Source organism: Niabella aurantiaca DSM 17617 (assembly GCF_000374125.1).
Taxonomy (GTDB): domain Bacteria; phylum Bacteroidota; class Bacteroidia; order Chitinophagales; family Chitinophagaceae; genus Niabella; species Niabella aurantiaca.
In genome coordinates this window covers 186,504-200,518 of sequence record NZ_KB893644.1, presented here as the reverse complement: position 1 = coordinate 200,518, position 14,015 = coordinate 186,504, and the positions used below count along the sequence as shown (strand labels likewise).

Below are 14,015 nucleotides of genomic sequence, written 5' to 3'. Positions count from 1 at the left end.
ATATGACCATCAGCGAAGCACAACAAACCGTAGATCAATGGATAAAAACAGTAGGTGTCCGCTATTTCAGCGAACTGACCAATATGGCCATTCTTACCGAAGAGGTCGGCGAACTGTCGCGGCATATGGCCCGTATTTTTGGCGATCAGTCGTACCGGAAACCCGAAGATGCGGAGCAGGCCCGGACCCTGATGGCCGATGAAATGGCAGACGTGCTGTGGGTGCTGATCTGCCTGGCCAACCAAACCGGAACAGATCTGACAGCCGCACTCAGAAAAAACTTTGAAAAAAAGAACATCCGGGATGCGGTAAGACATTTGAACAACAAAAAATTGTAGCAAATGGCATTAAAAAATGCAGTAAACATTGCAAAGCAAACCATTGAAGAAACGTTTACTAACCGCGTGTTCAAGCTGAGCGCGGCACTGGCCTATTATACCATTTTTTCATTGCCCGGCCTGCTTATTGTGATCATTTGGATCGGTGACAGCTTTTTTGCGGACGCCCTTCTCAGTCACAGCACACATGCCGACGTAAAGAACAGCCTGTATCAGCAAATAGAAGGATTTATCGGAACTACCTATGCCGATCAGATCTGGCAAACCATTAATAATGCGGCCCATTTTCCCAATAAAGCGGTGGCCAAAATCATCGGCGTCCTTACCCTGGTTTTTGGAGCTACGGGTGTCTTTGCAGAAATACAGGATTCCATCAATATGATCTGGCGCTTAAAGGCCCGTCCCAAAAAAGGAAAGGGCTGGCTGAAACTGCTTCTGGACCGGCTGATGTCCTTTTCAGTAGTGGTCACATTGGGCTTTTTGCTGCTGGTTTCTTTAATGATCAATGGACTGATGGAATTGCTTACCACCCAGCTGACACGGATCATTCCCGATTCGCAGCGGGTACTTGCCTATGTTTCGAACCTTGTCATTACGCTCATCATTACTTCTGTTCTATTCGGAATGATCTTTAAAGTACTTCCGGATGCAAAAATAAAGTGGCGTGCCGTAAGGGCCGGCGCATTTGTTACCGCCCTGCTCTTTATGGGCGGCAAGTTCCTGATCAGCTATTACCTCGGGCGTAATAAGATGTCATCTGCCTATGGTGCTGCCGGCTCCGTTATCATTATTCTTTTGTGGGTGTACTATTCTGCGATCATCCTTTATATTGGTGCAGTCTTTACCCGGGTATACGCCATCCATAATGAAATGAATATCTATCCCAGTCAATATGCCGTTTGGGTAGAGCATGTGGAAGTAGAAAATAAAGACTCCATACAAAACCTGCAACAGGATCCTGTGGTGGCAAAATCGGCCGAAGAGCACCGGATCGAAAACAGCGCAGCCGGAGAAAACGCGAAATAAGAGACATAGCCCATTCTTATACAGCCGCGTAGCCTTGTATATAAACAGGCCGCTCATGGGCTGATGATCCATCTGCGGATTTATAGCCGATCAACCAAAAGCTCTGGTGGGCTTTGGGCCGCCCGAAATATTACAGACGGGGCAGGTAACGCAAATGAATAAACCGGCATAAAAACCTAAAAGCTCCCGACATCGCCACTTTTGTTATCACCTAATACCGCCCATACCTGCCCTGGAACAAGCCTACATTGACACCGGCGCGGATTACCGGAATGATCACCGGCTTTTTATTTCCATAATCATCATATCTTTTGTCCACATACGGGCTGTTCCAGTTCTTCAATACATCGGCTAGTATGGAAATGTAGAAGAACGTGGTCCCACCTTTTATGCGGCCGGTAGAGTATCCGCCTCCGAGCAGTAAGGATGGCGCCCGGGCATTTACCTTATAGGAAGGCACCGGGCTGCTTGTTGAGGTTGTGTACCGTTCATTGGTAAAATTTTCTTCAAATTGTGCCTGAACAAATAAAAAGCTGATGGGATATGCCCTCAAAAAAGCACCCGGCCCCCATACATGCTGCTTTAACCGGTCGTTTGTGCCCCATACATCACGGGCACCATTGAATACATAATTCAGTACAATCCCTCCGTCTAAATAATCGTTGATCTTGTATCCAAGTACCGGACTGACGCCCAGTACGCTTCCGCCGGAATAGAAGGAGGCCGTAACTCCGCCTCCTGTAAACAGGTTTTCCTTTTTAAAGCCTTTTTCCTCAAATGGCTGATCCTTATTGGCATTGCGCACTTCAACAGGATCGTCCTGCGCCCGGGATGAGGTAACGAGCAACAAGACCGCTCCCAGCATACAGCATATTTTTTTCATATTCAAAGGTTTTAATGTTCCGGGGCCACCGCATCAAATATCTTTCCCGCGTTCAAAATATTATTGGGGTCAAATGCCTTTTTAATATCCTGCATCAGCCGGATCTGCCGCTGTTCAAACACGATATCCATGTAGGTTTTCTGGATCAGCCCGATGCCGTGCTCACCGCTGATGGTACCGCCCAAACTTTTTACTAATTTAAACAATTCCCGCAGTACGGCGTTCATTTCCGGATCGTTGAGGCTGTTTTTATTCCCCTCTTTTTTGATGCGCACGTGTAAGTTCCCATCGCCCGCATGTCCGTAACAAACCGCATGAAAATTATGCTTTTGTCCCAAATCCTTTACACCTTTGATCAGTTTTGGCAGTTCTGCCCTTGGTACTACCGTATCTTCCTCAATGGTATAGCCGGAAGATTTTACCGCTTCGGCCGTTCTCCGGCGCAGTTTCCATAATTCATCTTTCTGCTGGGCATCATCTGCAAAGAAAACTTCCCCTGCTTCGTATTGTTCCAGCAACAGGGCGATCTGTTCCATTTCCTGCATCAGCACGTCCAGGTTATTTCCATCCACCTCTACAATAAGGTGTGCGGCAATTTCGTCGTTTACGGGCACCACATAGCTATCTACCATCTGGCTTACGATCTTCAATGCGTCGATCTCCACCAGCTCCAGCGCACTGGGATTAAATCCGGCCCTGAAAATAGCGCTTACAGCTTCACTTGCTTTTTCCAGCGAAGCAAAGGGCGCCAGCATCAGCAGGTCATATTTGGGCAGGGGGATCAGTTTTAAAACGATCTTTGTAACCACGGCCAGGGTTCCCTCGCTGCCCACCAGCAGCTGTGTGAGGTTATAGCCGGTTACATTTTTCAATACATTGGCACCGGTCCAGATGATTTCGCCGGTAGGCAATACCGCTTCCAGATTCAGCACATAGTCTTTCACCACCCCGTATTTCACAGCTTTAGGTCCGCCACTGTTCTCGGCAATATTGCCGCCAATAAAACAGGTTCCGCGGCTGCTGGGATCCGGCGGGTAAAACAGCCCTTTTTCTTTTACGGTATTTTGCAGCACTTCGGTGATCACGCCCGGTTCTGTGGTCACCTGAAGGTTTCTTTCGTCAATATCAAGGATCTTATTCAAACGCTCCGTAGAAAGCACCACACCGCCCAAATGCGCCAGCGCTCCCCCACTCAGCCCCGTACCGCCTCCCCGCGGCGTAACGGGAATCAGGTCCCGGTTACAGATCTTAAACAATGCCGAAACTTCTTCGGCGGTTCCGGGTTTTACCACTACCTCCGGTACAAAATAGAGGGTTTCTGTTTCATCGTGCGCATAAATTTCCAGTGATTCCGCGTCTACAACAACATTTGCAGCGCCAACAATCTGTTTAAATTCCTCAATATGCTGCGCTGTAATCTTTTTGTCTGCCATTATTCTTTTTTACAAACAGTCTATAAATTTTAGGAGGCGTAAAATTCGGGGAAATTTGGGAAAGGAAAAAATGATTCAGAAATCAGAATCGAGACCTGAGCAATGAGACATTAAAAATTGAAAACCCGATCCCGGACACAGGAGCCTCTTAACAGACGTTTGTAATTTGTTTCCAAATCAGTTACCCGGCATTCAAAACAGAGCACCGCCGGAAGCAGTCTCAATACTCAATTCTCAAAACTGACCACCGACTGCTCTAAGAAATCTTGCTCCATGCGGTTTTCCCATTTTGGGAACGCAGAAAATCTTTCAGCACCGCATGTTCCGGTTTTGAAAGGTCGGGGTCGTCTTTCAGGATCTGTTCACACTGCTGTTTGGCCACTTCTACCATCGCACGGTCATTCACAATATCCACGAGCCTGAAGCTCAGCATACCGCTTTGCCGGGTGCCTTCTATATCGCCCGGCCCCCTTAATTCCAGGTCTTTTTCTGCAATTACGAAGCCATTGTTGGTGGAGGTCATGATCTTCATACGCTCCCGGGCTTCATTGCCCAGCTTTTTTCCGGTAAGCAGGATACAGTAACTTTTTTCGGCCCCTCTTCCTACCCGGCCCCGCAACTGGTGAAGCTGCGATAGCCCGAATTTTTCGGAGCTCTCGATCAGCATGACCGATGCGTTGGGCACATTTACCCCCACTTCGATCACCGTGGTGGAAACCATGATCTGGGTATCATGCGTTACAAACCTCCGCATGTTCTCTTCTTTCTGAAAGGCCGGCATTTTCCCATGTACCATACTGATCCAATACTGAGGTTCGGGGAAATAGGTTTTTATCACATCATACCCCTGCATCAGGTTCTCATAATCCAGCTTCTCGCTTTCTTCGATCAGGGGAAAGATTATATACACCTGCCGTCCCAGCGCGATCTCGGCTTTCAGAAAATCCATTACCAGGCTGCGGTCGTTTTCGTACCGGTGCACGGTCTGGATGGGCTTCCGCCCCGGTGGCAATTCGTCAATTACACTGTAATCCAGGTCTCCATAGGCCGTCATGGCCAGTGTGCGGGGAATAGGCGTAGCCGTCATGACCAGCACATGGGGCGGGATGGGCGCCTTGTCCCAGAGCCTCGCGCGTTGTGCCACGCCAAACCGGTGCTGCTCATCGATGATCACCAGGCCCAGGTTGCTGAACCGAACCGGGTCCTCGATCACCGCATGTGTGCCGATCAAAATATGGACCCCGCCTGCTGCAAGCCGTTCCAGCAGCAACCGGCGCTCTTTTCCCTTGGTGGTGCCGGTTAAAATGGCCACTTCCACCGGCAACGGCTCCAACAGCTCTTTGATCCCCTGAAAATGCTGGCGTGCCAGGATCTCCGTGGGGGCCATCAATACGGCCTGGAATCCATTATCTGCCGCCAGCAGCATATTGAGCAGCGCCACGATGGTTTTGCCACTGCCCACATCTCCCTGCAACAGCCGGTTCATTTGCTTACCCCGGCCGGTATCGATGCGAATCTCTTTTAGTACCCGTTTTTGTGCACTGGTCAGCTCAAAAGGCAGGCACTCTTTATAAAAACGGTTGAAAAGATCACCCACTTTTTCAAAGACCACGCCTTTGGAGAACCGGTGTCGTTCCCAGCGCAATAAATTCATCCGCAGCTGCGCAAAAAAGATCTCTTCAAATTTCAGCCGGCGTACCGCGGCTTCATACAAGGCATTGGTTCGGGGAAAATGAATGTTGCGGAAAGCTTCAAAACGGGGCATCAGCCGCAGTGCTTCCCGCATTCCCGGGGGCAGGTTCTCCGGCAGGTCCCTTTCCGAAAGATGCTGCATCAGCACCCCTGCAAGCTTCCCGATCTGCCGGCCGCCCAGGTTTTTTGCTTTTAGTTTTTCTGTTGATGGGTAAACCGGTTCCAGGTAATCTTTCCCCTTTAATTTTTCAGGGTCCCAGAGTTCCATTTCCGGGTGCACGATCTGGGGTTTTCCCATAAAAAAAGAAACCTTTCCGTAAACAAGGTAAGCCTGTCCCGGCTGGATCATTTTCTGAATAAGACTGATGCTCTGGAACCATACCAGCTCCAATACCCCCGTCCGGTCGCGTACCTGGGCAGTAAGCCGGCGTACCCTCCGTTCCCCGATCTGTTCAAGGGGAGAAAGCAATCCGGCCACCTGTACATACTCCTCCCCCGGGGCGAGGGCGGCAATGAAGGTTATTTTTGTTTTATCCACATGCCGGAACGGATAATGCTGCAGCAGGTCATTAAACGTAAAGATGCCCAACTCCTTTTGCAGCAGCTCCGCCCGCTGCGGCCCCACACCTTTGAGATAGCCAATGGGGCTGGACAATATGTTGTTATTACCGGAAATAAAACTGCTTTTGACAAAAATAAGGCGCTTTTGTTAACTGCAAAACGGGAGCTGCGTTGCAGGCAGGATGCACTTACTCAAAAAAGCGGGCGGCCCCTGTGGCCCTTTTCACCAACAACGGAATAAAAAACTACTTTCACCCTATGAAGAACACTACTTACCCTACGACAACTTTATCCGCAGTATTTTATCCAACAAGAGCATTGCGACGGAATATTTTAAAAATCACTTCCCCCTTTTATCAGTAACCAGTTGATTTTTTCCAGGCTGGCACAATTGCCGGATACTTACGATGCTGCAGTAAAACAGCTGAATAATAAATTTTTAGCGGCGTCCATCCAGGTCCGATCAGGAACACACCAGATATCTATATTGAAAAAGGCAAAGAGCAGATGGTGAACAATCTGCTGGCAACGAAAAAATTCTCTATTGCTGAAATTGCCGGTTTTGCCGGCGTTACTGAAGCCTTTGCAAAGAGGCGCTTACGCTCTTTAAAATAAAACGTCTTCAAATCGACGCTGGTATTGATGCGTTATTACCGGAGAAATTTCCCGATCAAAGGCAGCCGCTTTAGTTCGTTCTGCTCAATTCGCACTACAAGGAACAGGAATACTCCCATAAACAATGTTGCACTGCATGTTTTGAACCAAAAATTGGAAATAAATGATGCAACCATCCTGTTTATCAAAAATAACAGCACCGTGATCACCAGATAGGCCACAAGTTTTTTCCACGCGTACGGAATCGGATAATATTTTTGCCCGGTCAGATAGGCCATCACCACCATTGCCCCGTAGCAGATCATGGTTACTGTTGCACCCGCATACATTTCATATTTGGGAATGAACAGGTAGTTGCCTATAAAAGTGATCAGGGCACCAATGACCGTTATGATAATGCCCCAATACATTTTATCTGTAAGCTTGTACCAGGCCGAAAGGTTATAGTAGATGCCAAGAAAGACATTGGCCATTAAGAGGATCGGGACAATATACAGCCCTTCCCGGTACTCCCTGCCAATCATGTATTGCCAGATATGCAGGTACAGCCCGGTGAATAAATAAGCAATGCACAGCGTAATAACAAACCACTTCATTACCTTGGCATAGGTGAACCGGGCATTCTCTGCTCCTTTTTGTTTAAAGAAAAAAGGTTCACCGGCCATACGGAAGGCCTGAATGAACATGGTAATGAAAATAGAGATCTTATAGTTTGCGGAGTAAATACCAACGATCCGCATATTTTCGTCGGAAGAATAGGGCAAAAAGCTCTTCAGCAGCTGCCGGTCCATTACCTCGTTCACCATGCCGGCCAGCCCGATGATGATCATGGGCGTGCTGTACCGCAGGATCTGCTTCCAAAGGCTGCGGTTTACCCGGAACCGGAAACGCTTCCATTCAGGGAACAGGAACAAAAAAACCAGAAACGACTGCACCATGTTTGCTACTACCAGCAGCGTCACCCTGTTCTGGCGTAAGATCCATTTCAGGAAGGCATTGTCTGTATGGCTGTAATATTTCGGGATCAGGTAAACGAGCAGAATGACCAAAAAAATATTCACCAGGATACCAAAAACCTTGATAAAAGCATAGCGCCGCGGCCGGTTATCCTGCCGCAGCTTGGCAAAAGGAATGGTAGCCAGTGTATCAAATGCTATGAGCACCGCCGTAATGACAATAATCTCCGGAAATTTTCCGATTTCGAGGAAGGTGCTAATGGGCTGGCTGTAAAATATGATAACGCCACTTAGAATGCAGGTAGAAACAATATGAGACGCAAAAGTTGTATTGAACAGGCTTTTTTGCGTTATGTCGGTGTGGTTGCTGAACCGAAAGAACCCCGTTTCCAGGCCATAAGTATAAACGATATTGGCAACGCCGATCCATGCGTACAAAAGACTAAAATCTCCATACTCCTTAACCCCCTTTGAATCCACCATTAAATACGTCAATATCGGCGTCAAAAGGAAGTTCAATAACCTCGCCATTACATTGCTTAAGCCGTACCAAAGTGTTTGTCCTGCCAGTTGTTTAATGCCGCTCAATGGATCTTCGTATTATTTAACAAATGTACTGTTCTTCTGATAAATGATATTACCGGGTAAAATTTGGGGTTGGAACGACATCTTTTTACCTTCGCAATACTTTATTCTATAAAAATACAAATTAACATGAAAAAGTTTTCGTTGATTTTGGCTTTGCTTACCCTGACCGGCGCTGCTTCTTTTGCACAAAAGGCTTATGAGGGAAGGATCCGGTACAAAAAGATCGATCAGCCGGCCCTTGTTGTGGAATACAACTACCCGGTGAACGTGGTAGAGAATGCATTAAAGGCCAAAATGGCGGACCTTCGTTTAAAATACAGCACCAGCAAAGGATTCATCTCCTACAACAACTGCATCGTACCTTCCATCACCCGTTCCGCCCTGGACTATACCTTTAAAACAGAACAATCGGGTAAAAACGGAAAAGAAAAAACAACGCTGTATTTGATCATGGAAGGAGGAAACAATATAGCCGAAGATGCCGTGGTGCTGGCGGCCAAAGGAAAATCCTTTTTGGAAGGTCTCACATCCAATGTAAAAAAGAGCAATACCATCTTTCAGATAAAAAAGCAGGAAGACCTGCTCGTTACCGAAGAGCAAAAACTGAGATCCCTGAAGGACGACTATGAGGCGCTCGACCGGAAAATGCAGCAAAACCTGGAAGCGCAGCAAAAACAAACCCGGATCATTACTTCTCAAAAAAGCATCCTGGATGATCTTAAAGGCAATTGATCCCGCTACCGCACCCGCTTAAAACTTCCGTTGGAATATTCCAGGAAATACAGTTTTTTGTTTTCGTAATAATCGATCTTACTGGTTCTGCTTACCGGCTGGATATCATAATCATAAAATACCCGGTACTCTTTGCTGCTGAGCGCGCTCGCAGTGTTGCTGCCATACTGGTTCAGCAAGCGTCCGAACCGGAGGGTAAGATCAAAGGCGCGAAAAACCAGATCAGACGGCCGGGCATACATTTTTGCGTTGTAGTAGCTGATGATATTCCTGCTGGTTGCATCCAGTTGAGAGCTGTAAAACGGCGTACTGTAAACCAGATCCAGCCCCTTATATTTTGAAAAGTCCAGATTGTCCCAGGTGGGCATTCCCATTACGGTGATCTGGGGGTAGGTTTTGCTGAGCCGCGACAACTGGGCCAGGAGCTTTTCTGCAAAACTATTGTCCAGCGATCCGATCACAAACAGGGAAGACCTGCCTTTGGCAAAATTTGCCGCGATCTGCGCCGGAGACAGCGAGTCTTTTACATCCGTGAATTTAATGTGCATGGCGGTGTTTTTATCTACCTTGTTCAGGGTTTCAAAAACAGAGCGCAGGTAATTTTCAGAGCTGCCTTTACGGGTAAGATAGATGACCTGCTGATTGGGGTAGTTCTTTTTCAGATAAGCATAGATCCGCTCTCCCTGCGTGGGCAGCGTCGGGTTCATGACAATAAAATACGGATTGTTACGCACGTTTCCGTCATTAGGCACCAGGGCATTGATGACCGGGATCTTTTTTGAAGCGGCCAGCTTTGACAGGCGGTCCAGTTCGGTAACGGCACAATTTGCAATGATCAGCTCCACACCATCGGAAGCGGCCTTGTTGATCTGGCTTTCCAGGGTTTGTTTTGCAGACCGCGAATCATAAACATAGATGTCAAGAGGAAGGTTGAGCTTCTCGAGGGAATCGATGGCCAGCTCAGCCCCATGATAAAATTCCAGCCCCGCGATGGATAATTTCGGGAATGTGTTGCTGTTGTAGTTATAAGTGCCGTCCGCACTAAAGGCATTGTCCAGGTACAAAGGCGTAAAAATGGCCATTTTGTGACGCAGACCCGTTGTTACCTGTGCCGCTACTGTTGCAATACTGCAAACCGCCAGGAATACAAATAATGATAATTTCTTCATAGTTACAAGAATATTTAGTCAGCTATCCCCGGCCGTCCCATACAAAACAGGTCTCTCCGCGGAACCGCTATATCCTTAGCAAATATTATTCCCATTCTATGGTAGCGGGCGGTTTACTGCTGATATCATAAACCACCCGGTTAATACCCCTTACATTGTTACAGATCTCGTTGGAAACATTTGCCAGGAAATCGTAAGGGAGATGGGCCCAGTCGGCGGTCATACCGTCCACACTGGTTACAGCGCGCAGGGCCACCGTATACTCATATGTACGTTCATCGCCCATTACGCCAACACTCTTCACTGGTAACAAGATTGTTCCAGCCTGCCAAACCGTTGCATAGAGTCCGTTTTCTTTCAACGCGTTTATGTAGATGGCATCTGCCTCCTGCAATAATTTTACTTTCTCCTCGGTCACTTCACCCAGGATGCGGATGGCCAGGCCGGGTCCCGGAAACGGGTGCCGGTCGATCAATTCGGAAGGAATTCCCAATTCACGGCCCACTTTCCGCACTTCATCTTTAAAAAGAAAGCGCAGCGGTTCCACCAGCGACAGATGCATTTTTTCCGGAAGTCCGCCCACATTGTGGTGCGATTTGATGGTTACGGAAGGCCCGTGCACAGACACACTTTCGATCACATCCGGGTAAATCGTCCCCTGTCCCAGAAAATCAATATCGGTCAGCTGTTTTGCTTCATCCTGGAATACATCAATAAAAAGGCGGCCAATGATCTTCCGCTTGGTCTCCGGATCCGGATTATCTTTTAGCTCTTTGTAAAAAAGATCCTTTACATCTACACCTTTTATATTCAGACCCAGCTGTTTATAAGTTTCCAGCACTTGCTCAAATTCGCCTTTCCGCAGTACCCCGTTGTCTACAAAAATACCATACAGCCGGCTGCCGATCGCCTTGTGGATCAGGGTGGCCGCAACGGTACTGTCTACACCGCCGCTCAAAGCCATGATCACCTTACGGTCGCCGATCTTTTCCCGGAGCTCATTTACCGTATCGGTTATAAAATGAGCGGGGGTCCAGTCCTGGCTGCAACCGCAGATCCCGGTTAAAAAATTCTTTAATATCTTTTTTCCTTCAATACTGTGATACACTTCCGGGTGAAACTGCAGCCCGTACAGAGGATGTTGTGCCCCGCTGTATTTAAAGGCCGCTACCGGAATGCTTTCTGTGGTGGCCAGCACCTCAAACCCGGCGGGCAGCTCCAGGATACTGTCCCCATGGCTCATCCATACCTGGCTTCTGGGCTCCACGGCCTTCAACAACGGGTCAGCGGTCTGCCGGGCCTGCATTTGCGCCCGCCCGTATTCCCGTTTGCTGCTTTTTTCTACCCGGCCGCCAAAAAGTTTGGTGGAAAGCTGTGCACCATAGCAAATACCCAAAACTGGCACTTTGCCCAGGAGGCTTTTTACGCTGATAACCGGCGCATTTTCATCATTTACCGAAAAGGGCGACCCGGAAAGGATGATTCCTTTTAAATTGCCTTCGAATTCAAATGATTTGGAATAAGGAATGATTTCGCAATAAACATTGGCTTCCCGTACGCTGCGCGCGATCAGCTGGGTATATTGGGAGCCAAAATCAAGTATTAAGATTTTTTCGGTCATGATGCGCGAAGGTAATAAAATTGCAAATCACATAAACGGAGAATCCGGAGAACCTTTGGTTAAATTACCGGAACCTTTTTATATTTATTGAAGATTTAATCTAAAGAATGGAACATTGCAGGCCAGTCCCGGCGTAATTTCATACCGGCCGGCCTGTAATCGCAAAACTTAAAAACTATACGGATGAAACAGTTATTTTTTACAGCAATTGTTGCCGCTTTCCTGACAGGATCCTGCAATATCATTGATCAGCAACGCATTAAAGGAGACGGAAAGACCGTGAGCAAAACTTACGACCTGAAGGATTTCAGCAGCATCGATATCGGTAATGCTTCTGCCGTTTTTCTAAAGCAGGATTCCGTATTCAGTGTAAAGATCGAAACAGATGAAAATCTTTTCCAATACATCACTGCCGCTGTTGAAGAAGGGGAGCTGGATATTGATGAAAAGAACGATTTTGACCTCAGGCCCAGCAATGAGATAAAAATCTATATCTCCATGCCGGTAGTGAAAAAAGCGGCCCTTTCCGGTGCTTCCACATTAAAGGCCGACAACAAGATCACACAGGATGAACCATTTGCACTGGATATCAGCGGCGCTTCCAACGCCACGCTGCAGCTAAAAGCGCCGATGGTCCAAATGGACGTAAGTGGTGCCTCCACCCTGAATATTTCCGGTGAAACCCGCGAGATCCGGGGCGAAGCCAGTGGCGCCAGCACGATCCACGGATTTGACCTGAAGGCAGAGACCACCAATATGGAGGCCAGCGGCGCCAGTACCGCTAATATTTTTGCCAGCGTTCAGTTAACCGCAAATGCCAGCGGCGCCTCCAGCATCAAATACATGGGCAATCCCAAAGTAAGCTCTTCCGCCAACGGCGCAGGCAGTGTAAGCAAAGCGGATTAAAAACCGGTTTCATATTCGTATGACTATTGACTGCTGCGGCACTCAGTCGCTGATCTGATAAGCCGAAAGCTGATGGCAGTGGACGAGTTTGATACCTGATGTGGCTATCAATCGGAGAAAAGATCATGGAGTTGTAACGGACCTTTATTTTCAAATTTCCACATGCTCCCATCCGGCATCACCTGTAAAATTCTAAAGGATAGGTTGTGTGTACCTTTCCTTCCCGGATCCGCTTCAGTTTGGCAGCAAGCAGTTTCCGGCTCAGCGGTGAAAGATGATCCAGATACAAAATACCCTGCGTGTGGTCATACTCATGCTGGATCATGCGGGCCGTAATACCACTAAACGTTCTATGCTGTGTCTTTAGGTCTTTATCCATATAGGTGATCTCCACCGACCAGGGCCGCACTACGGGCTGATAAAATCCGGGAATGCTCAGACAGCCTTCATTGGCCACCCAAACCCGCTCCGATCTGCTGCATATCCGGGCATTGATAAACGTTTCTTCAATACCCGTATCCTCAACTTCAAAATCTGCCTTCCGTGCTGCCGTATCCTGTTGCAGGTAGGTGCTCCGGCTATCAACAATAAATAATTGCAGGGCCTTTCCTACCTGGTTCGCCGCCAGCCCGCAGCCGTTCGCACGGCGCATGGTCTGCCACAGGTCACTGACGAGCAGATCCAGGCCTTTTTCACCGGCATCTACAGGTACACTTTTCGTTCTCAGCAGCGGATGCCCATAGGCCTGTACCCGATAAATCATCTACAAAAAATTTATTGCAAAAATGCATCAGACAACCGGTCCGTGCAATGAACAATTGTTAAGAAATCTGGCGCCGGATCCGGCTCAGCGCCTGTGGTGTAATGCCAATATAGGAAGCGATGTACTTAAGCGGCACCTGCCGGATCACCTCCGGTTCTTCATTCAGAAGCTTCAGATAGCGTTCTGTAGCATTGTACTTTACCAATGCAATTTCATGTTTTGTTTTGGCCAGCAGCAATTTTTCGGCAACAAACCGTCCCAGGTAATTACCGGCCGTTGTTTTCGCATATACCCGCTGCAGATCGTCATAAGAGATCTGCCACGCAACCGTGTCGGACAGGGCCTGTATTTCGTATTCGGACGGGGTTCTTGTCAAAAACGAATCATAGGCGCAGACAAAATCCTTTTCAAAATTAAAATGGAAGGTATGATCGTTTTCATCACCCGGAACATAACAGCGTACCAGTCCGGACTCAATAAAAGACAGGAAGTTTTCAGTTTGTCCCAGCTGCACTACCCGCTCATTCTTCCGGAATACCCGTCGTTGAAAATGAGCCGCAATAAAATGCCATTCCGTTTCGTCCAGCTTCCGGAAGCGTTCATAGTAAGCGCGAAGATGCCCCATGAGATCAAAGTTAAGAAATCAGAGTCTGAGATCCGGGATTTGAACAGGCGGTCTTGAGCGATCTGCAGTCAGCCATTAGCTATAACGCTGCGCTCTTTCTTTGTGTC

At 47.9% G+C, this 14,015-nt stretch carries 12 protein-coding genes; 4 read left to right on the top strand and 8 right to left on the bottom strand.

The features are described from left to right. The first annotated feature begins 2 nt into the window (after positions 1-2). Both B160_RS0120170 and B160_RS0120165 read left to right on the top strand, forming a co-directional pair. A complete protein-coding gene (locus B160_RS0120170; protein ID WP_018629746.1) occupies positions 3-338 on the top strand; it encodes a nucleotide pyrophosphohydrolase in 336 nt (111 codons plus the stop codon). Between the two features lie 3 nt (positions 339-341). After that, positions 342-1,364 (top strand): YihY/virulence factor BrkB family protein, encoded by a 1,023-nt coding sequence (locus tag B160_RS0120165; RefSeq protein ID WP_018629744.1) that lies wholly within the window; start codon positions 342-344, stop codon positions 1,362-1,364. Positions 1,365-1,575: 211 nt separating this feature from the next. Here the strand turns inward: B160_RS0120165 and B160_RS0120160 are convergent, their stop codons facing one another. From B160_RS0120160 to B160_RS0120135, 4 genes are all read right to left on the bottom strand, one after another. Further along, positions 1,576-2,247, bottom strand: coding sequence for a hypothetical protein (locus B160_RS0120160; protein ID WP_018629743.1), 672 nt, complete (start codon positions 2,245-2,247; stop codon positions 1,576-1,578). 11 nt (positions 2,248-2,258) lie between these two features. Further along, positions 2,259-3,680, bottom strand: coding sequence for an FAD-binding oxidoreductase (locus B160_RS0120155; protein ID WP_018629742.1), 1,422 nt, complete (start codon positions 3,678-3,680; stop codon positions 2,259-2,261). Between the two features lie 256 nt (positions 3,681-3,936). Continuing rightward, positions 3,937-6,027: an ATP-dependent DNA helicase RecG gene (gene recG / locus B160_RS0120150; RefSeq protein ID WP_018629741.1), complete on the bottom strand. Its 2,091-nt coding sequence runs from the start codon at positions 6,025-6,027 to the stop codon at positions 3,937-3,939. 556 nt (positions 6,028-6,583) lie between these two features. Continuing rightward, positions 6,584-8,092 (bottom strand): lipopolysaccharide biosynthesis protein, encoded by a 1,509-nt coding sequence (locus tag B160_RS0120135; RefSeq protein ID WP_026309893.1) that lies wholly within the window; start codon positions 8,090-8,092, stop codon positions 6,584-6,586. 126 nt (positions 8,093-8,218) lie between these two features. On the opposite strand from B160_RS0120135, the gene B160_RS0120130 reads away from it, so the two are divergent. After that, positions 8,219-8,824, top strand: coding sequence for a hypothetical protein (locus tag B160_RS0120130; protein WP_018629737.1), 606 nt, complete (start codon positions 8,219-8,221; stop codon positions 8,822-8,824). 5 nt (positions 8,825-8,829) lie between these two features. Here B160_RS0120130 and B160_RS0120125 read toward each other — a convergent pair whose 3' ends face one another. Both B160_RS0120125 and guaA read right to left on the bottom strand, forming a co-directional pair. Then, positions 8,830-9,993, bottom strand: coding sequence for an ABC transporter substrate-binding protein (locus B160_RS0120125; protein ID WP_018629736.1), 1,164 nt, complete (start codon positions 9,991-9,993; stop codon positions 8,830-8,832). Positions 9,994-10,078: 85 nt separating this feature from the next. Next, positions 10,079-11,614 carry a glutamine-hydrolyzing GMP synthase gene (guaA, locus tag B160_RS0120120; RefSeq protein WP_018629735.1) on the bottom strand — a complete coding sequence of 512 codons (1,536 nt, stop codon included), beginning with the start codon at positions 11,612-11,614 and terminating at the stop codon, positions 10,079-10,081. 183 nt (positions 11,615-11,797) lie between these two features. Between guaA and B160_RS0120110 the strand changes: the two genes are divergently transcribed. Then, the gene (locus tag B160_RS0120110) at positions 11,798-12,520 is read left to right on the top strand and encodes a head GIN domain-containing protein (RefSeq protein WP_018629733.1); all 723 of its coding nucleotides are present in this window, start codon (positions 11,798-11,800) and stop codon (positions 12,518-12,520) included. 178 nt (positions 12,521-12,698) lie between these two features. On the opposite strand, the gene def is transcribed toward B160_RS0120110, so the two are convergent. After that, positions 12,699-13,283 (bottom strand): peptide deformylase, encoded by a 585-nt coding sequence (gene def / locus B160_RS0120105; protein ID WP_018629732.1) that lies wholly within the window; start codon positions 13,281-13,283, stop codon positions 12,699-12,701. A 58-nt stretch (positions 13,284-13,341) separates the two neighbouring features. Then, positions 13,342-13,908 carry a Crp/Fnr family transcriptional regulator gene (locus B160_RS0120100; protein ID WP_018629731.1) on the bottom strand — a complete coding sequence of 189 codons (567 nt, stop codon included), beginning with the start codon at positions 13,906-13,908 and terminating at the stop codon, positions 13,342-13,344. Positions 13,909-14,015: the final 107 nt, after the last annotated feature.